The sequence below is a fragment of the Roseovarius sp. MBR-51 genome, assembly GCF_053628575.1.
The window spans coordinates 118,114-144,538 of sequence record NZ_JBRJGQ010000009.1; the positions used below are offsets into that span (position 1 = coordinate 118,114).

At 62.4% G+C, this 26,425-nt stretch carries 24 protein-coding genes; 2 read left to right on the plus strand and 22 right to left on the minus strand.

From position 1 onward, the window contains the following. Positions 1-20: 20 nt before the first annotated feature. The 12 genes from ACSSVY_RS14735 to ACSSVY_RS14790 all read right to left on the minus strand — a co-directional run bounded on the left by ACSSVY_RS14735 (position 21) and on the right by ACSSVY_RS14790 (position 12,820). Positions 21-1,085 (minus strand): hypothetical protein, encoded by a 1,065-nt coding sequence (locus ACSSVY_RS14735; RefSeq protein WP_454270387.1) that lies wholly within the window; start codon positions 1,083-1,085, stop codon positions 21-23. Continuing rightward, complete coding sequence (locus tag ACSSVY_RS14740) at positions 1,082-1,387, minus strand: hypothetical protein (RefSeq protein WP_454270388.1); 306 nt, start codon at positions 1,385-1,387, stop codon at positions 1,082-1,084. Before ACSSVY_RS14740 ends, ACSSVY_RS14735 begins: the two co-directional genes overlap by 4 nt. A gap of 18 nt (positions 1,388-1,405) precedes the next feature. Then, positions 1,406-2,185, minus strand: a complete 780-nt coding sequence (locus tag ACSSVY_RS14745; RefSeq protein ID WP_454270390.1) for an enoyl-CoA hydratase-related protein — start codon at positions 2,183-2,185, stop codon at positions 1,406-1,408. A 72-nt stretch (positions 2,186-2,257) separates the two neighbouring features. After that, complete coding sequence (locus ACSSVY_RS14750) at positions 2,258-2,710, minus strand: cytochrome c-type biogenesis protein (RefSeq protein ID WP_454270391.1); 453 nt, start codon at positions 2,708-2,710, stop codon at positions 2,258-2,260. Then, entirely contained in the window at positions 2,707-4,671 is a 1,965-nt protein-coding gene (locus tag ACSSVY_RS14755) for a heme lyase CcmF/NrfE family subunit (protein ID WP_454270392.1), read from the minus strand. Before ACSSVY_RS14755 ends, ACSSVY_RS14750 begins: the two co-directional genes overlap by 4 nt. A gap of 75 nt (positions 4,672-4,746) precedes the next feature. Then, entirely contained in the window at positions 4,747-5,313 is a 567-nt protein-coding gene (locus ACSSVY_RS14760; protein WP_454270394.1) for a holin family protein, read from the minus strand. After that, complete coding sequence (locus tag ACSSVY_RS14765; protein WP_454270396.1) at positions 5,307-5,915, minus strand: holin-associated N-acetylmuramidase; 609 nt, start codon at positions 5,913-5,915, stop codon at positions 5,307-5,309. Before ACSSVY_RS14765 ends, ACSSVY_RS14760 begins: the two co-directional genes overlap by 7 nt. A 144-nt stretch (positions 5,916-6,059) precedes the next feature. After that, the gene (gene ccmE / locus ACSSVY_RS14770; protein WP_040651661.1) at positions 6,060-6,506 is read right to left on the minus strand and encodes a cytochrome c maturation protein CcmE; all 447 of its coding nucleotides are present in this window, start codon (positions 6,504-6,506) and stop codon (positions 6,060-6,062) included. A gap of 11 nt (positions 6,507-6,517) precedes the next feature. Continuing rightward, positions 6,518-7,546 (minus strand): N-acetyl-gamma-glutamyl-phosphate reductase, encoded by a 1,029-nt coding sequence (argC, locus tag ACSSVY_RS14775; protein ID WP_454270397.1) that lies wholly within the window; start codon positions 7,544-7,546, stop codon positions 6,518-6,520. An 81-nt stretch (positions 7,547-7,627) separates the two neighbouring features. Continuing rightward, positions 7,628-8,440 carry a glutamate racemase gene (locus ACSSVY_RS14780; protein WP_454270399.1) on the minus strand — a complete coding sequence of 271 codons (813 nt, stop codon included), beginning with the start codon at positions 8,438-8,440 and terminating at the stop codon, positions 7,628-7,630. Between the two features lie 18 nt (positions 8,441-8,458). Beyond that, positions 8,459-9,322 (minus strand): lysophospholipid acyltransferase family protein, encoded by an 864-nt coding sequence (locus tag ACSSVY_RS14785; RefSeq protein WP_454270400.1) that lies wholly within the window; start codon positions 9,320-9,322, stop codon positions 8,459-8,461. A gap of 78 nt (positions 9,323-9,400) precedes the next feature. Next, entirely contained in the window at positions 9,401-12,820 is a 3,420-nt protein-coding gene (locus ACSSVY_RS14790) for an indolepyruvate ferredoxin oxidoreductase family protein (protein WP_454270402.1), read from the minus strand. Between the two features lie 168 nt (positions 12,821-12,988). Between ACSSVY_RS14790 and ACSSVY_RS14795 the strand changes: the two genes are divergently transcribed. Further along, complete coding sequence (locus ACSSVY_RS14795) at positions 12,989-13,894, plus strand: LysR family transcriptional regulator (RefSeq protein WP_454270404.1); 906 nt, start codon at positions 12,989-12,991, stop codon at positions 13,892-13,894. Positions 13,895-14,112: 218 nt separating this feature from the next. Here ACSSVY_RS14795 and ACSSVY_RS14800 read toward each other — a convergent pair whose 3' ends face one another. The 10 genes from ACSSVY_RS14800 to ACSSVY_RS14845 all read right to left on the minus strand — a co-directional run bounded on the left by ACSSVY_RS14800 (position 14,113) and on the right by ACSSVY_RS14845 (position 25,248). Further along, positions 14,113-15,243 carry a M24 family metallopeptidase gene (locus ACSSVY_RS14800; RefSeq protein WP_454270405.1) on the minus strand — a complete coding sequence of 377 codons (1,131 nt, stop codon included), beginning with the start codon at positions 15,241-15,243 and terminating at the stop codon, positions 14,113-14,115. Continuing rightward, positions 15,240-16,271: a pyridoxal-phosphate dependent enzyme gene (locus ACSSVY_RS14805; RefSeq protein ID WP_454270407.1), complete on the minus strand. Its 1,032-nt coding sequence runs from the start codon at positions 16,269-16,271 to the stop codon at positions 15,240-15,242. Before ACSSVY_RS14805 ends, ACSSVY_RS14800 begins: the two co-directional genes overlap by 4 nt. 75 nt (positions 16,272-16,346) lie before the next feature. Continuing rightward, positions 16,347-17,135 carry an FAD binding domain-containing protein gene (locus tag ACSSVY_RS14810; RefSeq protein WP_454270408.1) on the minus strand — a complete coding sequence of 263 codons (789 nt, stop codon included), beginning with the start codon at positions 17,133-17,135 and terminating at the stop codon, positions 16,347-16,349. An 11-nt stretch (positions 17,136-17,146) separates the two neighbouring features. Further along, positions 17,147-19,510, minus strand: coding sequence for a xanthine dehydrogenase family protein molybdopterin-binding subunit (locus ACSSVY_RS14815; RefSeq protein ID WP_454270410.1), 2,364 nt, complete (start codon positions 19,508-19,510; stop codon positions 17,147-17,149). A gap of 119 nt (positions 19,511-19,629) precedes the next feature. Continuing rightward, positions 19,630-20,115 carry a (2Fe-2S)-binding protein gene (locus ACSSVY_RS14820; RefSeq protein WP_454270412.1) on the minus strand — a complete coding sequence of 162 codons (486 nt, stop codon included), beginning with the start codon at positions 20,113-20,115 and terminating at the stop codon, positions 19,630-19,632. Positions 20,116-20,231: 116 nt separating this feature from the next. Then, positions 20,232-21,224 (minus strand): molybdopterin-binding protein, encoded by a 993-nt coding sequence (locus ACSSVY_RS14825; protein WP_454270413.1) that lies wholly within the window; start codon positions 21,222-21,224, stop codon positions 20,232-20,234. Continuing rightward, positions 21,221-22,192 (minus strand): XdhC family protein, encoded by a 972-nt coding sequence (locus ACSSVY_RS14830; protein ID WP_454270414.1) that lies wholly within the window; start codon positions 22,190-22,192, stop codon positions 21,221-21,223. The genes ACSSVY_RS14825 and ACSSVY_RS14830 overlap by 4 nt, the downstream gene beginning before the upstream one ends. Continuing rightward, positions 22,189-23,451, minus strand: coding sequence for a vWA domain-containing protein (locus ACSSVY_RS14835; RefSeq protein WP_454270416.1), 1,263 nt, complete (start codon positions 23,449-23,451; stop codon positions 22,189-22,191). Before ACSSVY_RS14835 ends, ACSSVY_RS14830 begins: the two co-directional genes overlap by 4 nt. Further along, a complete protein-coding gene (locus tag ACSSVY_RS14840) occupies positions 23,444-24,340 on the minus strand; it encodes an MBL fold metallo-hydrolase (protein WP_454270418.1) in 897 nt (298 codons plus the stop codon). The genes ACSSVY_RS14835 and ACSSVY_RS14840 overlap by 8 nt, the downstream gene beginning before the upstream one ends. Further along, entirely contained in the window at positions 24,340-25,248 is a 909-nt protein-coding gene (locus ACSSVY_RS14845) for an AAA family ATPase (RefSeq protein WP_454270419.1), read from the minus strand. Before ACSSVY_RS14845 ends, ACSSVY_RS14840 begins: the two co-directional genes overlap by 1 nt. A gap of 203 nt (positions 25,249-25,451) precedes the next feature. Here ACSSVY_RS14845 and ACSSVY_RS14850 point away from each other — a divergent pair, with 203 nt between their 5' ends. Continuing rightward, the gene (locus ACSSVY_RS14850; protein WP_454270421.1) at positions 25,452-26,387 is read left to right on the plus strand and encodes a phosphoadenosine phosphosulfate reductase; all 936 of its coding nucleotides are present in this window, start codon (positions 25,452-25,454) and stop codon (positions 26,385-26,387) included. Positions 26,388-26,425: the final 38 nt, after the last annotated feature.

Below are 26,425 nucleotides of genomic sequence, written 5' to 3' on the forward strand. Positions count from 1 at the left end.
GAATTTTAAAAGGCCGTAACCTATCCGGGTGCCAGCCCCGCGCCGATCATCATACCTGCACCAAAGAGACTAGCCGCCGACAGCAGCGCCCAGCCAAAGAGTTTTGCCATCGAGAAAGGCCGCTCGCCAAAACAACGTCCGTCGATCCCAGACACAACAATGCGGTATGGCTTGCCCGCATAGCGATAATGCAGGATCCACAGCGGCAAGAGCACGCGTCGGAACCGGATTTCAGATAGGTGCCCGGTCCAGGTGATATTCCTGATCCGCCCGCCGCCAGCATCCACCTGAATGCGCCGCCTTACCTGCTCTTCAATGTCCCGGCGCAGCTTGATCAATCCGTCGGACACCCGGCTCCCGTGCAGATCTGCCGCAAACCCAGCCAGATATTCCGGCTGATAAGGTTTGAGCCATTGAGGATAGAACCCGTGCATGATCCCGTCGCGAATATCCGGCGTAACATGGTCCGAGGCCCCGATCACCATGTCATCAAGCACCATCGTTACCTGCCCGGAGACCCTGCGCCAGCGCGCAGATTTTCCGTGTCCAGTACGCCGTTGGGCCGTGTAGTTCACGTCTTTGGCCGCATCGAATGTCCAGAAAGGTGCATAGACCGCCGCTATCTGGCCCTCTGTCACCACCTTGGAAAGCGGTGTCGGCGCTGACCAGAGCCCACGCACCCAGCAAGCGATTGCATCACCTGCGTCGGCCTTTGTATTGCCAATGGGGATAAGAGCAGAAGGCGTATAATGCGAATGCCCCCCGAACAGGACCACCGAACCGTTGCAATAGGGGCATTGTTCGGACACCGCACGGCCCACAAACACGACCTCACCGCCACAGGTATCGCAGCGATGTGCGTGCTCAATCTCGGGCGGCTCATCCTCGGGCGCGCCGGGGTCATAGGCCGCCTCGCGCCGCGGGTCGAGGTCCGAATCTACGACGATCTCTGTCAGACGCCCACAGGAGTCGCATCTGAGGGACTGTGATTGCGGGTCAAACCCTTGCTGCCCGCCGCACGACGCACACCGCAGGGCCGCCTGCACGGCGTCGAACCCTGGCTTGGTCGGCGCCCACGGGTTCATTGGTCGGACCCCATGATCATCACGGCAAGTTCGGTCACGAAACGCGACCGCTCCATCGCCCGCTTCGCGGCCCCATCCAGATCCCCGGTTTTGGCCCAATCGCCGAAGAAGGCACCGACAAAGAGCAATAGCAGCCCCCAGACCCCGACAAACGACCAGCCGCGCATACGCCGCAGCAGGCTTGGTGCGCTGGCCTGCATACCGCGTTTGCCTTCGATGATATCAATGCTCTTGCGTATCGGCCAAATGCCAATCAGCGCCAAAACGCCAAGGCTGCCAAGCGCCGAGAGGACAAGCATCATGCGCCCGGCCCTCGCGGCTCAGCGCCCCTCAAACTGTGCGGGGCGCTTTTCCAGAAACGCCACCACGCCTTCTTTGAAATCGCGGCTCTGACCGCAGGCGCCTTGCAGCTTGGCCTCAAGGTCAAGCTGGGTTTCGAGCGTGTTGTCCCATGTGCTGCGGATTGCAGTCTTGATGGCCCCATAGGTTTGCGTTGGTCCCTTGGCCAGATGGGCCGCACGGGCGCGCCAATGGGCGGCAAAGCCTTCGTCGCTGACCGCCTCCCAGATCATGCCCCAATCGCTCGCCTGACGCGCGGAGATGGGTTCAGCAAAGAGCGCGGCCCCCATTGCCTTGGCCATGCCCATCTGACGCGGCAGCGCATAGGTGCCGCCCGCATCCGGAATGAGGCCGATGCGGGCAAAGGCCTGAAGGAAATAGGCGCTCTCGGTGGCGATCACCACATCCGCCGACAACGCCAGATTGGCCCCTGCCCCGGCCGCCGGTCCGTTGACCGCGCTGATCGTCGGCACCGGGCAATCGGTGATGGCGCGCAGCATCGGCACATATTCCTCGCGCAGCACCCGCTCGAGATCGAGCGTCGTGGCATTGCCCCCGTCGCCCAGATCCTGACCCGAGCAAAACGCACGGCCCGTGCCCGTGAGCACGACAACACGCGCCTTGCGTCCCGCATGGATCACCGCATCGGTGATCTCGGCCCGCATCTGGGTGTTGAGCGCGTTCATCTTATCCGCGCGATTGAGGCAGAGGAGCGCCACGCCGTCGGCGATCTCCAGCGTGATGGTTTGATAGTCTTTCACGGATTCGGGCCTTTCGGTCTGGTTTTGCGTATCAAACCCCAGACCTACGTCCGCGCCAAGCGAAACCGGGCGTCAGTCCTTGAGGATTTCGCGCAGGCGGCTTTCCTCGGCCTCGCTCAGCCGGGCCACGTCGGTTTCGGGCGCGCGTGACCGGCCCCGCAGATAGACCGCGCCAATCAACAGCCCGGTTCCGAGCATCAGCGGCCCGGCCAACCACAGGAGGATGTTGGACCCGCCGATCCGGGGTTTGAGCAGGACATACTCGCCGTAGCGATCAACGATGAATTGGACCGCCTCTTCGTTGCTGTCGCCCGCCAGCAACCGCTCGCGCACCAAAAGGCGCAGGTCGCGGGCCAGTTCGGCGTTGGAATCGTCGATGCTCTCGTTGCGGCAGACCAGACAGCGCAGGCCCGAGGAAATATCCCGCGCCCGCGCCTCGAGCGCGGGGTCGTCAAGAACCTCATCCGGCTGCACAGCGAAGACCGGCGCGGCAATCACGCAAAGGGCGAGGATTAGGCGTTTCATTCCGCAGGCACCCCTTGGGGCAGTTTGCGCGCGCCAGCGGCCACGCGGTAACGCCGGTCGCTGAGTGAAAGGACCCCGCCAAGCGCCATCAATAGGGAACCGCCCCAGATCCAGTTGGCCAGTGGTTTGTAATAGCTGCGCACCGCCCAGCCGCCGCCGATCTGCGGATCTCCGATCACGACATAGATGTCACGCAAGAAGGCATTGTCGAGCGCGGCCTCTGTGGTGGGCATTTGCGCCACGGGGTATTCGCGTTTCTCGGGCTTCATCTTGGCGATTTCGCGCCCATCCTTGGATAGGGTAAATGTGGCCAAGGTGGCAAAGTAATTGGGTCCGTCCTCTTTGTGAACCTCGTCGAGTTGCAGCGTGTAGCCCGCGATGTCGAACTGCTCACCCACCTGCAAGACACGGATGTCTTCCTGTTGCCAAGCCATCATCGCCGCAATTCCGGCCATGGTCACGCCAAGCCCGCCATGCGCCACCGCCTTGCCCCAATCGGCACGCGGCAGGCGGGTGAGGCGTGCAAATCGCCCCGCCCCACGCCCGGTACGCGTCCAGATATCGACCATTGCGCCACCAATCAGCCACGCCGCAAGAAAGAGCCCCATGGGACCAAGCGCCGAGCGCCCGGTCTGCATCGCCCAAGCCAGCGCGCCAATCGCCACAGCGAGCGCAAAGACAGGCGCCAGTTGGCGAATGACCCGGCCCAAGGTCGCCCGCTTCCACGGCAGCATCGCGCCCACCGGAAGAATGAGGCCAAGCGCCACCATGAACGGGGTAAAGGCCGCGTTGAAGAACGGCTCGCCCACCGACAGTTTGCGGTCAAACAGCATTTCGGCAATCAGCGGCCAGATGGTGCCGATAAAGACCACGAAACAGGCCACCGCCAGCAAGAGGTTATTGAGCACAAGCACGGATTCGCGGCTGACAAGGCTGAACACCCCCTTGGCCTGCATCACACCGGCGCGCGCGGCAAAGAGCGTGAGCGCGCCCGCCATGAACACCGCCAGAATAGCCAGCAGAAACACGCCGCGTTCGGGGTCCGTGGCAAAGGCATGCACCGAGGTCAGAACGCCAGAGCGGGTGATAAAGGCGCCGACCATGGAAAAGCCGAAGGCGATGATCGCCAAGAGGATCGTCCAGCTTTTAAGGCTTTCACGCTTTTCCACAACGATTGCGGAATGCAGCAGGGCGGCGGCAATGAGCCAAGGCATGAAGGACGCGTTTTCCACAGGGTCCCAGAACCAGAACCCGCCCCAGCCCAATTCGTAATAGGCCCACCAGGAGCCAAGACCGATGCCGATGGTCAGGAAAATCCACGCGGCCAGCGTGTAGGGCCGCACCCACCTGCCCCAAGCGGCGTCCACACGCCCCTCGATCAACGCCGCAACGGCAAAAGAGAAGGTCATCGAAAGACCGACATAGCCGAGATAGAGGAAGGGCGGATGGAAGGCCAAACCGGGGTCTTGCAGCAGCGGATTGAGATCCTGCCCGTTGAAGGGCGGCACTGCCATGCGCAGGAATGGGTTGGAGGTCAGAAGGATAAAGGCAAAAAAGGCCACGCCCACCATCGCCTGCACGCTCAGCACCCGCGCACGCAGAGACGGCGGCAGATTGGAGCCAAACCACGCCACCGCCGCGCCAAAGAGCGTGACGATCAGGACCCACAAAAGCATCGAGCCCTCGTGATTGCCCCAGACGCCTGTGACTTTGTAGAGCATCGGTTTGTCAGTGTGGCTGTTGAGCACGACCAGACGCAGCGAGAAATCCGAGGAGACAAAGGCCCATGTCAGCGCGGCAAAGGCCACCGCTGTCAGCAAGAACTGAATGGTCGCCGCCGGTTCGGCCAGAGCCATCCAGCCCGGCCAGCGTTTATAGGCGCCAATCAGCGGGACGGTGGCCTGAACACAGGCCACCAGAAAGGCTAGGATGAGGGCGAAGTGACCGAGTTCTATAATCATGCCCTGAGTATAGGGCAGGACATGGCCCCGGCCAATCGCAATCGGCGCGGGGCTTGGATCACATTGTCGCGGGTCTCAGCCCTGCCGCCGCCACTCTGACAGCGCGGGATTGTCGGTCGGGGTCAGCGCGCTCAGCGCGACCTGCGCATCATTGCTGCTATCGGCCACTCCGGGGCTGGTGGGACGCAGCGCGCGCAAGCTCTGGATGGTCTGCGCCACCTGCGGCGCACGGGCGATGGTGCTGGCGATGGAGCGCTGAAAGTCCTGCCCTTTGGCCTGATAGCGCGCACCGAAATAGAAACTGACAATCGCCCCCAAGAGCCACCAGAGCGGCTCTGGCACCAGCGCCAACCCTGCCATGCGCTCGCCAAACCATATGGGATCAACCATCGCCGCCACAAAGAGGCCAATCGTGCCAAGCGCCATTGCCGGGCGCGGAATGCGGTTCAGCCCGTCGATGATCCGGTCGAACAGCCCCCGGTTCTCCAGCCGGAACTCGCCTGCCATCTGCTCCAGCGCCGCGCGCTGCGTCTCGACGCTGCGCTGATCGGCGGCCTCGGCGTTGACGCGAAACACCTCGGCGGTCTCACGCACCACATTGGCACCGCTGCCAAAGAGCGCCCGCAGCATATCCATCACCATGCGCTGATCCTCGCGTTGAACTGGGCCTGGCTGAGATGAAAGCGCGGCGAGATGAACTCTTCCGCGCGTTTGATCCAGCCGCCCTTGCCGCCCGCGCGACTGCGGGCGAATTTGCGGCTGGCGGGGCGGGCATCGGCGAGGCTCAGGTAATAATTGCGCCGCGCAATGCCATAGGCATCCGCGATATGCTCCGGTGCCACCTTGGCCGCCGCCTCTGCCGCCGCCACGGTCTGCGGCCCGATGAGGCCATCCACCGCGATCTCCTGCCCCATCTCACGCAACAGCCGCTGCAGGATCTTGACCGCATTGGCCCCGGCATTGACATACATGTCGAACACGCTGGCTTGCAGGCTCTCTGGCAGGCGCGCGATGCCGGAGCGCTGATAATAGTGGTCGATAAAATGCGTCACCGCCTGATCGCGTGTGAGCGCCCGCACGTCCAGCGCATCAATCACCCCGTCCCGCGTGAGATCCAACCCCAGACGCCGCATGGTGTGGATCGTCACGCCAAAATTCGTGGCCCCGCCCGGATCGTCAGGGTCGTCAACATAGCCGCCCTCACGGGCGACGATCTCTTGCGCTATCCGCTCAACAGTTTGCATCCGCTGGCCTGCCTTCTCTCGTGAAACACGAGCCTCAGCATCAGGACCAAGCGTTAACGCCGCCCTGTCAGACCGCACGCGCCCCGGCCTTGGCCGACCGGGGCTTTTTCTTGGGGAAAATACTCAAATCCGTCAGAGGCGGCTTTAGCTGCCGTTCGGGTCCTTGTAGACACCCTGCGCCTTGAGCGCATCGACCACTTCCTTGGGCATATAGGTCTCGTCATGTTTGGCGAGAATTTCGCTGGCGACAAAGGTCCCGTCGCGGTAGCTGCCGGTGCCGACCATGCCCTGATTTTCCTCAAAGAGATCGGGCAGCACGCCCTTGTAGGTCACAGGCACCACACCGTTGCCATCCGTCACGTTGAAGCGGATGGTCTCGCTCTCGCCGCGTTTGAGACTGCCCTCTTCGACCAACCCGCCGATGCGGAACACTTCGGTGGGGCTGGGCGGTTCCGCCAGCACTTGGGTTGGCGAGCGAAAGAAATTGATCCCGTCACGCATGCCATAGCCGATCAGGCCAGTGGCCAGCACAAGTGCCACGGCGGCAATCGCGATGACCTGCACCCGGCGCTTTTTCTTGAGCGATTTCATCGGTGTCACCCTTACGGAAAGACCGGGGCCAGCATCAGCCCCGCGGTCTCAGATTCAGATAACATGAGATTGGCGTTTTGCAACGCCTGTCCGCTGCTACCTTTTGTCAAGTTATCAAGGGCAGCCACGACGATCGTGCGCCCGGCACGCCGATCCGCCACCACGCCGATATGGCAAAAATTGCTGCCGCGAATGTGGCGCGTGCTGGGTGTCTCGCCCATCGGCAGAACCACGATGAACGGCTCCTCGGCATAGGCCGCCGCCAGTATGGCGTGAATCTGCGCCGCCTCGCCCCGAACATAGCCGGTGGCGAGAATCCCGCGATTGGCAGGGATAAGATGCGGGGTGAACTGAATCTCGACAGGGCGACCTGCAAGGGCGGAAAACTCCTGATCGAACTCGCCCAAGTGCCGATGCGTGCCGCCGACCGAATAGGCGTGATAGCCCTCGCTCAACTCTGCATGCAGCAGATTTTCCTTGAGACTGCGCCCCGCCCCCGACACGCCGCATTTGAGGTCGAGGATGATCTCGTCCAGATCAATCACCCCGGCAGAAATAAGCGGGCGCAGGATATATTGCCCCGTCGCAGCATTACAGCCAGTGCCCGCCACCAGACGCGCGGCGCGGATATCCTCGCGGTAGAATTCGGTCAGGCCATAGACCGCCTCTTTCTGCACCTCGGGGGCCGCATGGGGATTGCCATACCATTTCTGGTAGGCGGCCGGATCACGCAGCCGGAAATCTGCCGACAGGTCCACGATCTTGAGGTCGCGCGGCAGCGCCGCTATCACCTCTTGGCTGGTCTTGTGCGGCAGGGCGCAGAAACACAGGTCAATTCCAGAGAAATCAATCTCTTCGATGGTGACAAGATCGGGCAAATCGAGGTGCCGCAAATGCGGAAACACCTGCCCCATGCTCTGCCCCGCCTTGGAATTGGCGGCGAGTGCAGTGATCTGCATGGCCGGATGGGTGGCGATCAGCCGGACAAGCTCGGCCCCGGTATAGCCCGAGGCCCCCAGAATGGCGATTTTATGGGTCATCGTGACCTCACTTTCAGATGGGATTAGGATAGTTGGATTTCCCTGCTGCCGCAATGCAGCGCAGGGGTCATGACCTGTTCCTCAGGCCGCAGAGAATTTGATTTCTCGTCGCAGGAATTGCGTGGCGCGGGATGACACCCGCTTGGGATCGCCGGTGGTCAGGAACACGGACTCGGTGCCCGCTCCGATCTTGTTCGGGTGCCGCCCCAGATAATCGGCAAGGCTCGACGCCACCAGATTGGGCTGCGAGTAGACCGCCACATCGGGGCCGAGCGCGTCCTGAAACACCTCTTGCACCAGCGGATAATGGGTGCAGCCTAGCACCGCCGCCTCGGGATGCGGCATCTTGCGCTTGAGCGCATCGACATGGCTGCGCACCAGTGCTTCGGCCAGAATCATGTCGCCCTCTTCGATAGCATCGACCACGCCGCCGCAGGCCTGCGCCTCGACATCGACGCCAATAGCGCGAAACGCCAATTCGCGTTGGAACGCCCGGCTGCGCACGGTCGCGGGTGTCGCAAAGAGCGCCACGTTCTTGACCGCCACTTCGCGGGGCGGGGAATTGTCGCCCCATTGCCGCTCGGTCAGCGCCTCGATCAGTGGCACAAAGACGCCCAGAACCCGCTTGTCACGCGGCACCCAGGATTCCTGCATCCGCCGCAGCGCCGCCGCCGACGCGGTGTTGCAGGCCAGAATCACCAGATCACAGCCCGCTGCGAACAGGCGGTCCACCGAGGCCGTGGTCAGATGATAGATGTCATCGGCATCGCGTACGCCGTAGGGCGTATGGGCATTATCGCCCAGATAGACAAAGGGCACATCCGGCAAGCGTTTACTCACCGCATCCCACACTGTCAGGCCGCCCAGCCCGCTGTCGAAAATCCCTACCGCCATGTCCCGCGTCCAGTGCCGTTACTCGAATTCGAACCCGATTTCAGAGGAGACAACCGGGCTTGGCGACAATTCATAAGTCTTGGCGCGCAGGAATGCCATGAGGGATTTCGTGTCGCCCGCATATTGCGCCAAGGTGCTGCGCGGGATCGGGTCGCCCACTACGACGCGCACGGGCGTGTCAATCCGCTTGCGGAATTCCTTGATCAAGAGACCCATGCGCAGCGTCACGTGCAGATGGCTGGCGAGTTGAAAGAGGCGGCTGGTATGCCCGTCGAAATAGACCGGCACCACGGACGCCTGCGATTTGGCGATCATCTTGGCGGTAAAGCCGCGCCAACCGGGGTCCATCGGGCGCGAAAAGGGCTTGGCCGCCGTGCTAACCGTGCCGCCCGGAAAGATGCCAATGGCCCCGCCCTGCCCCAGATAGTCGAGGGCTGTCTTGCGCGTGGCAAGGTTGAGGGCGACCGCCTCTTTGGTCTCGTCAAAGCTGATCGGCAGGATGACCTTGTTCAGATCCTCGGCCTTGCGGAAAATCTGATGCGCCAGAATACGGAAATCGCCGCGCGTCTGGCTTAGGATATGGCCCATCATCAACCCGTCAAGAATCCCATACGGGTGATTGGCAATCAGCACCAAAGGCCCCTCTTGCGGGATATTCGAGAGACTGCCGCCCACCACATCAAGCGTGAGACCATAGCGCTCGACGATCACGTCCCAGAAATCGCGGCCCTGCATAACCTCGGTCTCATAGCCAGCCGCGCGCTTGATCAATGCGATCCGCCCGGTGAGGTTTTCCATCGTGCGGATCATCGCGCGCCCGCTCTTGGTTTGGGCCGAATAGGCGTAGGAAATGTCACGGGCAATCTGGCGATCTGGGCGCATGGGCGATCCTCGGCTGAGTCGCGTCTCGTTAAGATTATGCGACAGATGTGACCAGATCCCGTGACAGTTTCGTGACGCCTATTCCGCCGCCTGTGCCATTTCCGCCCCGCCCGACCGGATCACCGCCAAGAGTTCTGTGCGCCGGGTTGCGGCCTTGGCGGCGTTGGCCTCCTTGACCGGGCCAAAGCCCCGGATCGACAGCGGCAAGAGCGCCAGTGCGATGATCGCGTCGCGGGTGCGGGCGGTGAGCAGCGGCAGAACCTCGGCCATATCGCCCTCGAATTGCGTGATCAGCGCCCGTTCCAATTTACGCTCGGCGGTGCGGCCAAAGGGATCAAGCGGCGTGCCACGCAGGATCTTGAGTTTTGCCAACAGACCGAACGCCCGCAGGATGCCGGAGCCAAATTCACGCTTCTTGGGTCGCCCGTCGCTGCCCATTTTGGACAGCATCGGCGGCGCGAGATGGAATTTCAGCGTGAAATCTCCGCCAAACTCGGCCCGCGCCTTGTCCGCTGTCTCCAGATGGAGACGCGCGACCTCGTATTCGTCTTTGTAGGACAAGAGCTTGTGATAGCCCTGCGCCACCGCGTCTTTGACGCCCTCGTCGGTAATTCCGCCCAGCATGCGGCCATAGCGCTTGGCCAACCGCTTGCCCTGATAGGCGGTCAGATGCCTCTCGCGATACGCGATGCGCTCGGCCAGCGTTTTCGGTTTGGCAATCACCTTGGGCGTCAACAGTTTCTCGACCTCCGCCGGATAGAGCGCCGCCCAACGCCCCACCTCAAACGCGCGCAGATTGGCATCGACCGCCGCCCCATTCAGGCGAATGGCCTCTGCAATCGCCGCATGGCTGACCGGGATCAACCCCCTCTGCCATGCCGCGCCAAAGATCATCATGTTGGAATAGATCGAATCGCCCATCACGGTCTTGGCCAGATCCGAGGCATCGAACATCTGCACTGCGTCGCGCAACCGCGCCTCAAGTGCCAGACGCAACCGGTCCGCAGGCAAGGTGAATTCGGTGTTGCGGGTGAAATCGCCAGTGATGATCTCGTGGCTATTGACCACCGCGCCGGTGCGACCAGACCGCGTCAGGCCCAGCGTCTTGGCCCCGGCAGAGACTACCAAATCGCCCCCGATCAGCGCATCACACTCCCCCGTCGCCACGCGAATGGCGCTGATATCGCCGGGAGTCTCGGCCAGACGGCAATGGATATGCACCGCCCCGCCCTTTTGCGCGAGACCAGCCATTTCCATCATGCCCGCCCCCTTGCCATCAATCTGCGCCGCCTGTGCCATCACCGCGCCGATGGTGACAACGCCGGTTCCGCCCACGCCGGTGATGACCACATTGTAGGTGCCGTCAATCGCCGGAAGTGCGGGCGCGGGCATCTCTGGCAGGGTCAGATCAGCGGTGCTGTCCTTGCGGATTTTCGCGCCTTCCAGCGTGACAAACGACGGGCAAAACCCCTTGAGACAGGAAAAATCCTTGTTGCAGCTTGATTGATCAATTGCCCGCTTGCGGCCAAGTTCGGTCTCCACCGGCACGATCGAGACGCAATTGGATTGCACCCCGCAATCGCCGCAGCCCTCGCAGACATCGGTATTGATGAACACGCGGCGGTCGGGATCAGGGAACTTGCCCCGCTTGCGGCGGCGGCGCTTTTCGGCGGCACAGGTCTGGATATAGAGGATGACACTCACCCCCTCGACCTCTGCCAGCCGCTCCTGCACTACCATGAGGTCGGATCGTTCTGAAAAATCAATGCCTTGCGGGAAAGACTTCAGGTCAACATCCTCTTTCTCGTCATAGACGACCGCCAGATGTTTCACCCCCATGGCGCGCAATTCGGCGGCGATCCGCGGTGCATTGAGACCGCCTTCATTGGCCTGCCCGCCGGTCATGGCCACAGCGTCATTGTAAAGAATTTTATAGGTGATCGTCGTGCCCGAGGCCAAGGCCGCGCGAATGGCCTGCACGCCCGAATGGTTATAGGTGCCGTCGCCCAGGTTCTGGAACACATGTTTGCGCGTCGAAAACGGCGCCTCACCGATCCAGTTCGCCCCTTCACCGCCCATATGGGTAAAGCCGGTTGTTTCCCGGTCCATCCACTGAACCATGTAGTGACAGCCGATCCCGGCATAGGCGCGCGCGCCTTCCGGCAGACGGGTCGAGGTGTTGTGCGGGCAACCCGAGCAGAAGTAGGGCAGACGGCTGGCAATCTCGGTGGCGTTGTCATTGCGCCGCGCCTCTGACAGCGCCTCGAGCCCCGCCTTGATCCGGTCGGTGCCGCGCCCCTCTTCGATCAGGATGCCACCCAGTTTCTCCGCGATCCAAATGGGATCGAGCGCGCCGCGCGTCGGGAACAATTCCTCGCGGTGCATCCCCCTGGCGCCGCCCTTGTACCAGCCATAGACGCGCCGCCCGCGCCGGTCGTCAAAGATCGCCTCTTTGATCTGCACCTCGATCAGCTTGCGCTTTTCCTCGACCACCACGATCAGATCGAGCCCCTCGGCCCAGTCGTGAAACCCCTGCATGTCGAGCGGAAAGACCTGCCCCACCTTGTAGGTGGTGATGCCCAACCGCTCCGCCTCTTCGGCATCGACCCCCAAGAGGTCGAGCGCATGCACCAGATCAAGCCAGTTTTTGCCCGCCGCAACAAAGCCGATCTTGGCCCCCGGCTTGCCCAGCATGCGCTTGTCCATGCCATTGGCGCGGGAAAATGCCTCGGCGGCAAAGCGTTTGAAGTCGATCATCCGCGTCTCTTGTGCATGCGGCGTGTCGATCAGGCGAATGTTCAGCCCACCCTCGGGCATCGGGAAATCGGGGGTCACAAGCTGCACGCGGTCCGGGCGGCCATCCACAACCGATGTCGCCTCTACCGTGTCCTTCATCGTCTTGAGCCCAACCCAGACCCCGGCAAAGCGGCTGAGCGCATAGCCGTAGATGCCATAATCAAGGATTTCCTGCACGCCCGCCGGGCTGACCACCGGCATGTAGGCATCCACGAGCGCCCATTCGCTCTGATGCAGCACGGTCGAGGATTCGCCGGTATGGTCGTCGCCCATCGCCATCAGCACGCCACCATGTTTGGACGTGCCGGCCATATTGGCATGCCGCATCACATCGCCAGAGCGGTCCACCCCCGGCCCCTTGCCATACCAGAGACCGAAAACGCCGTCATACTTGCCCTCGCCGCGCAGTTCCGCCTGTTGCGCGCCCCAGAGGGCGGTGGCCGCCAGATCCTCATTGAGCCCTTCCTCAAAGCGCACCTGCGCCGCTGTCAGAACCTTTCCAGCGCGCCGCATCTGTAGATCGACGGCCCCCAAAGGCGAGCCGCGATAGCCCGTCACGAAGCCTGCCGTGTTCAACCCTGTCGCCCGGTCACGGGCTGCTTGGGTCAACATCAGACGTACAAGCGCCTGCGTGCCATTGAGCAGAACGGGTGATTTCTCCAGATCGAAGCGGTCGTTCAGCGTTACCTTTTGCGTGGTCATAGCGTGCCTCCCTTGGTTGAGGGCCATGCCTCAATATAGAGCAATATTAGGTCATAATTAATGACCTACCAAGTGGAATTTTACGAAAATGTCGCACCTCCCCTATAGTTGATTGAGGATTATCTGCTATTGCGTCATAGGCGTTAGTTTCCTCAGAAAGTTAAATTTATGGATTGGGACAAGCTCAGAATATTTCATGCGGTGGCGGATGCCGGGAGTCTCACCCATGCCGGAGAGCAGTTGCATCTGTCGCAATCGGCGGTAAGCCGCCAAATCCGCGCGTTGGAAGAATCGCTGAATGCCACCCTGTTTCACCGCCACGCACGCGGGCTGATTCTCACCGAACAGGGGGAACTGCTGTTCGATGCCACCCGCGCGATGATGAAACGGCTTGATGCCGCGACCGCCCGCATTCGCGACAGCGAGGAGGAGGTGTTTGGCGATTTGCGCGTGACCACCACCACCGGGTTCGGCACGCTCTGGCTCGCACCGCGCCTGCCCAAGCTCTATGAGAAATACCCGGATCTCAAGATCGACCTCATGCTTGAAGAACGCGTGCTCGACCTGCCGATGCGCGAAGCCGATGTGGCGATCCGCATGAAAGAGCCGTCACAGGCCGATCTCATCCGCAAGCGGCTCATGAGTGTGCATATGTGCCTCTATGCGACGCAGTCCTATATCGAGGCCCATGGCGAACCCGCTGTGATCGAAGACATGAGCGCGCATCGTCTGATCTGTCAGAACCCACGTTCGGCGCAAGTGGGGGCCGGAGCGATGTTGGTGAACGAGTTGATGACCAATGACATCTCATCGCTCTTGACCGTGAACAATTACTTTGGCGTGCTTCAGGGGGTGCTGCATGATCTTGGCATCGGCGTTCTGCCCGATTATCTGATCCGTGATTTTCCGCAATTGGTGCGCGTTCTGCCCGAGGTGCAATCGGTCGAAGTACCGGTGTTTCTTGCCTATCCGGAAGAGTTGCGCCACTCCAAGCGGATCGCCGCCTTTCGGGATTTCGTGCAGGACGAGATTATATCCTATCGCAAAACGCTGAAAGAACAGGCAGTTAGCTGAGGTTCCGGGCTAAACAAGTTTCAGCCATGCATGACTTGCATAGCGGACATGCTGCATATGCGGCATTTTTTTCCTTGAATGGACAGAGAGGCGCCCTTAATTGCCAATCGTGACGGTGATAGCCGCAAGGCAGTCACCCTCATACCTCCCTGTTGGACTTCGGCCGAGCTTAGTGCTCGGCCTTTTTTTTCGTGGTGCCAGATTTTGAGGCAGGCCGCTCAGATCACCGGCAGGGCGGATGCGGCAAACCGGGACAGGCGCTGCGCCCGACCTTCGCGGATCACGACGTTTTCCTCATGCACCATGATCGACCCCGGTGCGAGTTCCACCCCCGGCTCCAGAGTGATCACCATACCGGGCTTGAGGAGGGTATGATCCTTGGCCGTCAGGGACAGGCCTTCGGTCAGTTGCATGCCCAGACCGTGCCCCAGACGGCCCGAGGTTTCATCGCCGCCGGTGATCCGCGCCATCGCCCGCCAGACATCAGAGGCGGTGGCGCCTGCGCGGGCGGCCTCTTCTCCGGCCTCGGTGGCCTCGATCAACCGCGCATGCGCCGCGCTTTGGTCTGCCGTGGCATGGCCAATGGCGAAATTTCGGTCATAGTCGCAGAAATACCCATCCCAGACCGCGCCGGTGTCGAGCATGAGCACATCGCCCACCGCCAGCGGCGTGTCGCCTGCGGGCGAGATCACATCCCCATAGCCCAATGGCCCGGCTCCTCCGGCCAGATACGGCACCCAATCAGCGCCCTTTTCGAGCAAAAGCCGCTGGAAATCGCGAAACACCGCGCTGAGCGGCACGCCGGGCTCTGCAATCTCGCCCACACGGTCAAAGGCGCGACCGGCGATATCGCAGATATGCGCGATCTTGACGATTTCAGCCTCGGATTTGACGGCGCGCAACCCCGCCATGATCCCGGCATCATCGCGAAACGCGAGCGCACTCGCACGTTTCACCCGCTCGAAATCCGCCAAAGGCATGCGCACATGGCTCTCGGGGCCCGAGGGCACACCCACGGGGCCGCCAATCTCGCGCAGCGTCTCGGCCAGCAGCGACACGCCATCATCCTCGGGGTCCGGGGCCGCCCAAGTGCGAATATCGCGCAGCCCTGTCCGCGCCATCAGCGGCGCTCCAATCGTGGGGATCACCGCCACCGGATCACCAGAAGCAGGCAGGATCAAAAACCACGGGCGACTTGGGCTTTCCCAGAACCGCGTGAGATAGCCGGTGAAATAACGGATTTCCGGCTCTGTCGTCAGCAAGAGCGCGCCAAGCCCTGCCTCGGCCATGCCGAATTGTGCCGCGCTTAACCGCGCCCGGAACTCTGCCTGCGAAAACCCGCGCCTCATGCCTCTGGTGCTTCGCTGAGGATGCAGAGCACCCGCGCGTCCGCGCCGAGCGCGAGCCCCGGCAGCGCCGCCAAACCCGCCGCGCCCGACGGCGTCGTGGCCAATCCCTGTGCTGCCAATCCAGCCAGCACCTGCTCGGCCTCTTGATCCGTGATTGTCACGAACGCATCCGCATCCCGCGCCAATCCCTTGAGCGCAATCAGCGACGGCACCTTGCAATCAAGCCGCCCCATGGTGGAGGCAGGTCCGGTTGTCTCCAGCGGACGACCCGCGCGAATGCTCTCGTAAAGGGCTGGCGCGCGGTCAGGTTCCACCACGATAATGCGAGGCGCATCGCCCCAGACCTGCCGGAACCATGCCGCACAGGCCCCGGCGAGCCCGCCAACGCCCGCCTGTAGCAGAATATGCGTCGGTGCCTCGGGTATCTGGCGCGCGGCCTCTTCGGCCATGGCCAGATAGCCCTCCATCAACCTCTGCGGCAGCTCGAAATAGCCGGGCCAAGAACTGTCTGACAAAAGGGTCCAACCGTTCTCCATCGCGGCACGACCCGCCGCGATCATGCTGGCCTCGTAATCTTGCCCTTCTCGCACCACGTCGGCCCCCTTGGCTCGCAGCCGCGCGGCAAAACTCTCGGGCACGGTCTCGGCCAGATAGATCACCGCCCGCGCCCCGAATAGCCGCGCTCCCGCCGCGACAGACATGCCGTGATTGCCCGCACTCGCCGTCACATATGTGCGCCCCGTCAGCGCGTGGCTCATAACTTCGACCCTAGTCTCTGCCGCCTCATGGGCGATGACATAGGCCGCGCCCAGCGCCTTGAAACTGCCCAGCCCCATGCGCCCGCGTTCGTCCTTGGCCCAGATTTTTGGCCCAAACCCCATGACCGGCACCAGCGGCGTTTCCACCGCCGCCGGACAGCGCCCCAAGAGCGCGCGCACCGCGTCCACATCGACGCTCGGCCATGGCGCGCCGGTCAGCACGGCGTCGGGCAAGCCCTCACCACGCCGCGGATTGTCGATCTCTTGCATGTCGCCCCCTGTCCCTCACTAAAATGGCGGGTCCTGAGACCCGCCATTTCAAACCTCACCGCACTGTAACAGCGCTCAGCTTGCCGCCGCAACCGCCCGCCGCGCCATCACACCCACCAGATGCGCGCGGTAGGCCCCCGAGCCATGCATGTCCGAGATCATGCTGTCGCCCGAGAGGGTCAGCCCTTTGATAGCCTCCGGCGTGAAGTTGGTCGTGAGCGCCGCCTCGGCCTCGGACCAGCGGAACACGCCCTCTTCCGAGGCCCCCGTCACGGCCACGCGCACAGAACCTGCGTATTTCGCGACAAACACACCGACGAGGGCAAAGCGCGAGGCGGGTTGCTCGAACTTCTGGTAATTGGCCTTTTCCGGCACCGGAAAGCGCACTTCGGTGATGATCTCGCCATCTTCCAGCGCAGTCGTGAACATGCCCTGAAAATAGTCATCCGCCGCGATGCTGCGGTTGGACGTGACCACCGTCGCCCCCGATCCCAACACCGCCGCAGGATAACAGGCGGACGGATCGTTATTGGCGAGACTACCGCCGATGGTGCCCCGATTGCGCACCGCCGGATCACCGATATGCCCTGCCAAGGCCGCAAGCGCCGGATAGACACCAGCCCCCGCCGCAACGTCAGCATGGGTGGTGCCACCGCCGATGCAGAGCGCGCCGTCGTCGGCTGTGCAGATGCCCTGCATCTCCTTGATTGCCGAGAGGCACACCAGCTTGGCGGGTGCCGCCAGCCGTTGCTTGAGCGTCGGGATCAGGGTCTGCCCCCCGCCGAGCGCCTGCGCCTCCTCAGACCCGAGGGCCGCAATGGCATCAGCGATAGTTGCGGGACGTTCGATATCGAATGCATACATGATCGTTCTCCTTACCCTTGCATCGCTTGCCAGACGCGCGACGGCGACAGCGGCATATCAATATGGGTGATGGTCCGGCCCGAGCGTTGCAGCGCATCAATCACCGCGTTGACCACAGCAGGCGGGCTGCCGATGGCCCCGGCCTCGCCACAGCCCTTTACGCCCAAGGGGTTGTGCGTGCAGGGCGTCTGACAGGAATGATCGACCTGATAGAACGGGACATCATCGGCACGCGGCATGGCATAATCCATGTAAGACCCGGTCTGAAGCTGACCGTTCTCATCATAGATGCAAGCCTCGAGCAGCGCCTTCCCGATCCCCTGCCCGATGCCGCCATGCACCTGCCCCGACACGATCATCGGGTTGATGATATTGCCGAAGTCATCCGCCGCCGAAAAGCGCTCGATCGTCACCTTGCCGGTTTCGGGGTCGACCTCGACCTCACAGGCATAGGCCCCGGAGGGATAGGTGAAATTCGACGGATCGTAAAACGCCGTCTCCTCCAGCCCCGGCTCCAGATCGGCCAGTGGATAGTTGTGCGGCACATAGGCAGCGAGGGTCACATCGCCCCAGGCCACGGATTTATCCGTGCCCGCAACGCTGAACTTGCCATCCTTGAGTTCGATATCGGCATCCGATGCCTCCATCAGATGCGCCGCGATCTTCTTGGCCTTGTTGATGATCTTCTCTGTCGCGCGCACCATGGCCGACCCGCCCACAGCGATGGACCGCGATCCATAGGTGCCCATGCCCATCGGCGTGTTGGCCGTGTCCCCATGCACGATCTCGATCATATTGGCGTCGATGCCGATCATCTCGGCCACCACCTGCGCGAATGAGGTCTCATGCCCTTGGCCGTGGCTGTGTGAGCCGGTCATCACGACAAGCCCCCCGGTGGCATTCACGCGCACGGTCGCACTCTCATATAGGCCCGCGCGCGCGCCCAATTGCCCCACAAGGTTTGAGGGCGCGATGCCGCAGGCTTCGATATAGCAATTGATGCCCAGACCGCGCAGCTTGCCCTTGGCCTCGCTCGCCTTGCGTCGCGCCTCAAAGCCCTTGAAATCAGCGATCTCTTCGAGCTTGTCCATGGTGGCGTGATAATCGCCAGTGTCATATTCCACCGCCACGGGCGTGGCATAGGGGAATTCCGTGATGAAATTCTGCCGGCGCAACGCGATGGGATCGACCCCCAATTCCCGCGCCGCCTTGTCGATCACCCGCTCCAACTGATAGGTCGCCTCGGGACGGCCCGCGCCGCGATAGGCGTCAACCGGCACCGTGTTGGTAAAGACCGCCTTGACGTTCACATAGATCAGCGGCGTCTTGTAATTGCCCGCCATCAGCGTGCCATGCAGCCAAGTCGGCACCGACGGCGCAAAGGTGCTCAGATAAGCCCCCATATTCGCATGGGTATCGGTGCGGATGGCGGTAAAGTTGTTCTCCGCATCCAGCGCCAATTCGATCTTGGTCACATGGTCGCGCCCATGCGCATCGGTCATGAACGCCTCAGAGCGCGAACATGTCCATTTCACCGGGCGGTTCAGGGCCTTGGCGGCAAAGGTGCAAAACGCCTCTTCCGCGTAGTGAAATATCTTGGAGCCGAAACCGCCACCCACATCGGGGGCCACCACGCGCAATTTATGCTCTGGGATGCCCAGCACGAAGGCCCCCATCAAGAGGCGGATCACATGCGGGTTCTGAGAGGTGGTATATAGCGTGTGATCGCCCGTTGAGCGGTTGAAATCGCCCACCGCCACGCGCGGTTCCATCGGATTGGCAATCAGGCGGTTGTTGATCAACTCGAGCGAGGTGACATGCGCCGCCTTTTCAAAGGCCTCATTCACCGCCGCCTTGTTCTCTTCGACAAAGCCCCAGTCATAACACAGGTTGCTCTTGAGATCGTCATGGACCAAGGGCGCATCCTCTTGGAGCGCCTTCTTCATGTCCACGACCGCCGGCAGTTCCTCGATGTCGAGCTCAATCGCCTCGGCCGCGTCGCGGGCCTGCGCATAGGTCTCGGCCACGACAGCGGCAATCGGATCCCCGACATGGCGCACCTTGCCGCGCGCCAGAACCGGATGCCCCGGCTCCTGCATCACCTCGCCAAAGCGGTCCGTGACCTGCCAGCCACAGGGCAGCCCGCCCACGTTCTCGAAATCCGCGCCGGTGAAAATCCGCAGCACCCCCGGCATGGTCTCGGCGGCGCTGGTGTCGACCTTGTTCAGCCGCCCATGCGCCACATCCGAGCGCTGAAAATGCACATAGGCCTGCCCGCGCAGGTTGATGTCATCGGTGTAATGGCCGTTTCCGGTCAGAAACCGGATATCCTCGCGCCGCTTGGTGCTGGCGCCAATGCCTCCGTCTTTCGGCATGTCATTCTCCTCCCTGATCGTCCGGGGTTTGCCCCCAAGATCACCCGCAGCGCTTTCTTCTTGCCCGAAATATCCCGGGGGAGCGCCGCAGGCGCGGGGGCAGCGCCCCCAATTGCACCTTATTCCGCCGCGATACGGCTCACATCCTGACCGCTGGCCGCCAAGATCGCCTTGACGATGTTGTGATAGCCGGTGCAGCGGCAAATATTCCCCTCTAGGTAATCGCGCACCTCAGTCTCCGTCGGCGTCGGATTCTCAGCCAAGAGGGCCGCCGCCGACATCACCATGCCCGGCGTGCAGAACCCGCATTGCAACCCATGATGGTCCTGAAACGCCTGCTGAATCGGATGCAGCGTGCCGTCGGGTTCGGCCATGGCCTCGATGGTTTTGATCTCGGCGCCTTCCGCCTCGGCGGCGAACATGGTGCAGGACTTCACGGCCTTGCCATCCACATGCACCACGCAGGCGCCACATTGGCTGGTGTCACAGCCCACATGCGTGCCCGTCAGGCCAAGCGTCTCTCTCAGAAATTCGACAAGAAGCGTGCGGCCCTCGATCTGGCCCGACGCTGGCTTGCCATTCACGGTCATTTTGACCTCAGGCATTGGCTCCTCCCGGTTTGATGTGTTCGTCTCCACATGAGACCTTAGTAGGAAAGGTCTCGCTGTCCAGTGCGACTAAAGCATGCCTCTCCCGACTTGAGAACCCGGTTTCTTTGGCCTCAGCTGCGTCCGCCCCGGCGCGGCTGGGGCCGGGTGGGAATCTCCTTGAGCAGGCCGCCCACGCCCATCGCCGCAATCTCTGCCGCCCCGCAGGGCAGACCGCAGGCGACCCGCGCCAGAACCCAGTCGGCCCCATGCAGAACCGGGCTGCGCGCTGATCCGGGCAGGCCAATGACAGGTCGCGCGCCCAAACGGCCCAGAAAGAGTAGATTTCCAGGGTCCACCGGCATGCCAAACCGCTCGACCTGCCCGCCCGCCGCGCGCAGCGCTTGAGGCGCGGTATCAAACGGGTCCGACGTGGCCGAAGCGGTAAGAATCAGCACGATTTCGCCCTTGGCGCTGGTGATTGCCGCCGCCAGCGCCGCCTCTTCATGCGCACAGAGCACCGTTTCCACCATCTCCATGCCCAGCCCGGTGACCCGCGCCGCAATCGCATCGGCCCCCTTGTCGCCGGGCCCACCGGGCACATCGGTGACGATCAGACTCGCGGTGCGATACTGCGCCACCGCCAGCCGCACGGCCCCGCGCGCCGCCTCTGCCGCGCGCTCCAACGCCGCGCGGGGCACACCGTAGGCGATGATCTTGACCGTGGCGATCATGCCGCCTGCGTGGATTTGGTGATGCTGTGCGACGGTGGCCACGGTGATCATCGGATCGACCGCATTGGCCGCATGGATTGCCGCCGCATTGAGACAAACGACACCGGGCCGCTCGGCAATCAGGTTGACGCGACCGGTAAAGGGCGCGCTCAGGGAAAGTTCGGGGGTGGTTGCGCGCAAGGCCCTTGCCAAGGCCTCAGCCGCTGCGTTCTCGTGAACATCCTGCGCGTCGAGAACCGCCACCGTAACCGCATCATAGCCCGCTGCGCGCAAGGCCGCGATCTGCGTGGCGTCGAGCACGAGCCCCTTGCGCAACCGCCCCCCGGCCACCTGTTCGGAATGCGCCAGAATACCGCCCTCGGCCTGATCCAACGGCACTGGGCCGAATTTCATGCGCCTTTCCTTAGCACGCGGGTCATCTCGGCCAAGATGCTCACCGCGATCTCAGACGGGCCAGCGGCGCTGATATCGAGACCGATGGGGCCATGTATGCGAGAGATTTCAGCCTCCGAGAACCCGACCTCCTGCAACCGCGCCACCCGCTTGGCATGGGTGCGGGTTGATCCCAACGCCCCGATATAGAACACCTCCGACCGCAGCGCCTCGATCAGCGCCGGATCATCGAGCTTGGGGTCATGGGTCAGCAAGACCAATGCGGTGCGGGCATCCAGACCAAAGGCACGCACGCCCTCATCCGGCCAGTCGTGCAGCACAATCTCGCCCGGAAACCGCGTCTCCGACGCAAAGCTCTCACGCGGGTCAATGAGCAGCGGATCATAGCCCGCAATCCGCGCCATCGGCACAAGCGCCTGCGCAATATGCACCGCCCCCACGATGATCAGGCGCAGCGGCGGGTTGTGAATGGCCACGAATGTCTCGCCATCCTCCTCAAATCCAGAGCGGTCCATGCGGAACCGCGCGCCGTGCCCCTCGCGCTCCAACCGCCGTCCGTCCGGCCCGGTGACATAGGCCACGGGAATACGGGCATCCCGCGCCAACACCAGATCGGCCAGCAGATCCTCGGGCATCACCGACCCGATCGGCTCCACCAACACCCGGATCGTGCCGCCACAGGCCAGCCCTACGGCAAAGGCGTCGCCGTCCGACACGCCGTAGGTCAACAGCACCGGCTTCCCCGCCTCTATTGCGTCAAGCGCCTCGGCCACCACCGCGCCCTCGACACAGCCGCCCGAGACCGATCCGGCAATCTCACCCGCGCCGGAAATCGCCAACTGGCTGCCCACCCGGCGCGGCGCACTGCCCCAGGTCTCGACCACCGTGGCCAAGGCCGCCCCCTTGCCCGCCCGGTGCCAGGCCAGCGCGGTTTCCGGGATGTCGTCAAAGCGATCCATCTTGCTCATCTCCCCTGCATCACCGCCATCAGCCGCGCCTTTTCGCCACTGTCGTCGCGGCGCGAGATGGCCTCGGCCAGCTCCTCCAGCGTGGCGATGGAATGCCCGGCACGAAAGGCGTCCACATGCGGCAGCATCGCACGGATGCCTTGGGCCTTCGGCGCAAACCCTTCCCACCTGAGCAGCGGGTTGAGCCATATGAGCCGCCGCGCTGATAGATGCAGCCGCTCCATCTCATGGCTGAGCGCCTCAGGCGCATCACGGTCCAAACCGTCCGTGATCAAGAGCACCACCGCCCCCTGCCCCATCACCCGCCGTGACCAGTCGCGATTGAAATCGTGTAGACAGGCGCCGATGCGCGTGCCGCCCTCCCAATCCTGCGCCTGTTTTCCGGCGGCGGCAAGGGCCGCATCGACATCCCGCGTCGCCAGTTGCCGTGTGATATTGGTCAACCGCGTGCCAAAGGTAAAGGCATGCACCCGCGCCCAGCCCGCTCCCTTTTGATTGGCAACGGCATGGAGAAAATGCAAAACCATCCGGCTATACTGGCTCATGGAGCCTGAGATATCGCAAAGCACCACAAGATTGGGCCAACGCTCGCGCGGCTTTTGCAGGTGAATGCGGCGCAGTTCGCCGCCATGGCGCAGCGCCGCGCGCAGGGTTCGGCCCGCATCGACCCGGCGACCATTGAACGCGGCCATACCACGACGCGAGGCAAAGGGTTTGACCGGCAAGGTCAGCCGCGCGAGCATGCGTTTCGCCTGAGCGATCTCTGCCGTACTCATCTGCTCAAAATCGAGGGTGCGCAGCCGTTCCTCGCCCGAGAGGGTGGCGCTGGCGTCTATGTCGATCTGCACCTCATCGCTGTCGTGCTCTTCGATCTGTGGCGCATCGCGTGTCACCCCGTCCAAGAGCGCTTCGGCCGCACGCTTTTCCGCCGCCTGCGCGCTACGGTCTTCCTGCACACCCCGAATGGCGGGCAGCATCATCGCCATCATATGCTCCATGTAGCGCGGATCGCGCCAATAGAGGCGAAAAATCTGCGCGAAAACAACCAGATGCTCAGGTCGCGTCACGAGGCAGGCGCGCAGCGTGTAAAAGAAATCGCTCCGGCTGGAAAACCCCGCCACAGCGACCGCCCGGATCGCATCCATCACCCGACCAGTGCCGATTGGCAGCCCCGCCGCCCGCAAGGCCCGCGCGAAATGCGTGATGTTATGCGTGAGTTTGGGATCGTCCGGCAATTCGAGGGTCGGCAGCTCAGTCATGCCCATATAACTCTAGGGTTCGTTGAACATTCTGGGCATGGATATCGGCGTAGGGCGCGAACCATTCCAAAATACCGGCCGCCAGATCATCCGCGATGATCTCTTGCAGCGGTGTCACGCATTTCTCTGGCACCGCTTCTAGTCCCATAAGCCAACGAATATAGCGTTGCGTCGCACGGATAACCTCGGGGTCATACCCACCGCGCGCCAAAATGTCCGGTGCCCCGTGATCCGGTAGCACAAACAGCGGCTCAAGCGCGGCCAACCGATCCAGATCTCGTAAATGCGCGGCGAGATCCGCAGGCTCATCCACATAGGTCACACAATCCTCGATTGTGTCACCTGCCAGCAAAATCCGCTGCTCTGGCAACCACAGCACTGTGGCATCATCGCTGTGAATATTGGCCTCGATCAGCGTGACCCTTTGGTCACCAAATATCATGTCAAACTGCCCGGAAAAGACCTGCGTCGGCAGGATCAGCGGCTTGATCTCTGGCAGCCCATGATAGGTGCCCGCTTCAATCGCATCACGCCGCTCTGCAAGGTGCGCAGCAGTGCGCGCATTTGCAATCACCTCGCAGTTGGCAAAAGCTGACGTGCCGGCAACATGATCGAGATGCCAATGGCTATAGATGACCGTGAATTCGGTAACACCTTGCCCCTCAAGATGCGCCCGTATTGCCGCGCCGTGCTCGGATGAAAGGCTGGTATCATACACCAGCGCCGATTGTCCTGCGACCAGCGCATAGGTGGCAATACCCAGACCGATTGCCCCTTCGTCAACCCAGTTGTCACCCTCCATGAATCGGTAACCCGGCACCCGGCCATCGTAATAGGCGTATAGTCCGGGATGCGGTTGATAGATGCGCAAGTGCTGCGTTTTGCCCATTATTGCAGCTCCAACCCCGCACGCACCTCATCCAAGAGGCGCTTCGCTTCGGAACCCTGCAATTTTGAGATGTCATCCTGATACTTCAGAATCGCCCCCAGCGTATCAGCGATCACCTCGGGACTGAGGCTGATCACATCGAGCGCCAGCAGGCATTTGGCCCAATCAATGGTCTCGGCCACCCCCGGTTTCTTGAAGAGATCCTCGGTGCGCAACCGCTGCACAAAAGCCACAATCTCGCGGCTGAGCACCTCTGCGGCCTCAGGCGCGCGGGCGTGCAGGATCTCGATCTCCCGGTCAAACGTCGGGTAATCCACCCAATGATAGAGGCACCGCCGCTTCAACGCGTCATGCACCTCGCGGGTGCGGTTGGAGGTGAGGATGACAATCGGGGGCTCTGGCGCGTGGATCGTGCCCAATTCTGGAATCGTCACCTGAAAATCGCTGAGCGCCTCCAAGAGAAACGCCTCAAACGGTTCGTCGGTGCGGTCGATCTCGTCAATGAGCAGCACCGGCGCGCCACCCGGTTGCGGGCGCATCGCCTGCAAAAGCGGACGCTCTATGAGGAACTCTTGGGTGAAAAGTTCGTCCTTGAGATGGCCCCGGTCCACGCTCCCCGACGCCTCAGCAGCGCGGATGGCGATCATCTGCCCGGTGAAATTCCACTCATAAACCGCGCTCGCCGCATCCAGCCCCTCGTAGCATTGCAACCGGATCAATCGCCGCCCCAGCGCCTGGGCCAGGGCCTTGGCGATCTCGGTCTTACCCGTGCCGGCTTCGCCCTCGAGAAAGAGCGGTCGCCCAAGCGTCAAGGCCAGATAGGTCACAGTGCCAAGCGCCCGCCCGCAGACATAATCCTGCCCGGCCAGCAGGCTTTGCACCGCGTCAATGGATGTGGGGGTCTTCACGCTCTTGCCTCCGGTTTTCTTTGCTTGCACCAGAACTGCATCGCAACCCCCGGCGGGTCAAGGGCGGCCCGCTCACACAAACGTGGGAGCCTCCCCCGGAAAGCCCTTGGTTTCTCCAAAGTTTTGCCCGATTTCAGGAACAGTCTATGTACCAACAGGACCGCAGTCGAACGGTTCCGACACGACCGAGGGCACGAGTGATCATGCAGGACAACGCCGATATCTTTGATGCCGATCTCTCTGGTCTTGGCTGGGCAGAGTGGTGCGAACGTGCCAACGACCTCGCTGGCGACGACGGCTATGCCGAGCGGTTGGGCGATAAACATGTCGCGGTCCTGATCGAGCGCAAGCCGACATTGCTGGTGACATTCGAATGCTTTTCCCGCCTGCCGGACCTGTCGCCTCAATCGCAACCGCTGGGCTGGTCGATGACCAAAGCGCTTGGCTGGTCGCATCTTTGCCTGATCAGCGCACAGGATACATGGTTTCGCGACAGCCGGGTTTATGGTTATTTCGACCGTCTGATCGACGACGGATTCTTTGACGACTTCGAGCAGGTGATCTTTTACGGAGCCGGCCCCTGCGGCTATGCGGCGGCGGCGTTTTCGGTGGCCGCCCCCGGTGCCAAGGTGGTGATGCTCAACCCTCAGGCGACGCTCGATCCGCGCGTGGCGGAATGGGACGACAGGTTCCTGCGGATGCGTCGGGCCTCGTTCAGCGACCGCTACGGCTATGCGCCCGACATGCTGGATGCCGCCGCCTCAGCAGTGCTGCTCTATGATCCCGAGATCGAGCTTGATGCGATGCATGCCGCGCTCTTTACCCGCCCCAACGTGATGAAATTCCGCACTCGCTATCTCGGGTATCAGATCGAACCGACCTTGGTGCGGATGGGTGTGATCTTTCGTCTGCTGGCGCAGGTCAGTGCCAATAAACTGACACGCCTCAGCCTCGCACAACTCTATCGCAAGCGGCGCGAGGATACGCCCTATCTCGTGAGCGTTCTGCAACGGCTGATGGCTGAGGAGCGATCGCACCTGACAATCCTGCACTGTCAAAACGCCATTGCGCGCGGCGTCGGCGGCCCACGGTTTCGCAAGGCGTTGAAACTCATGCGCACGCGGATGCAAGAAGAATAGGACGGGCCCGCGCCGACGCTCTGGCCTTGGGCGGTCCG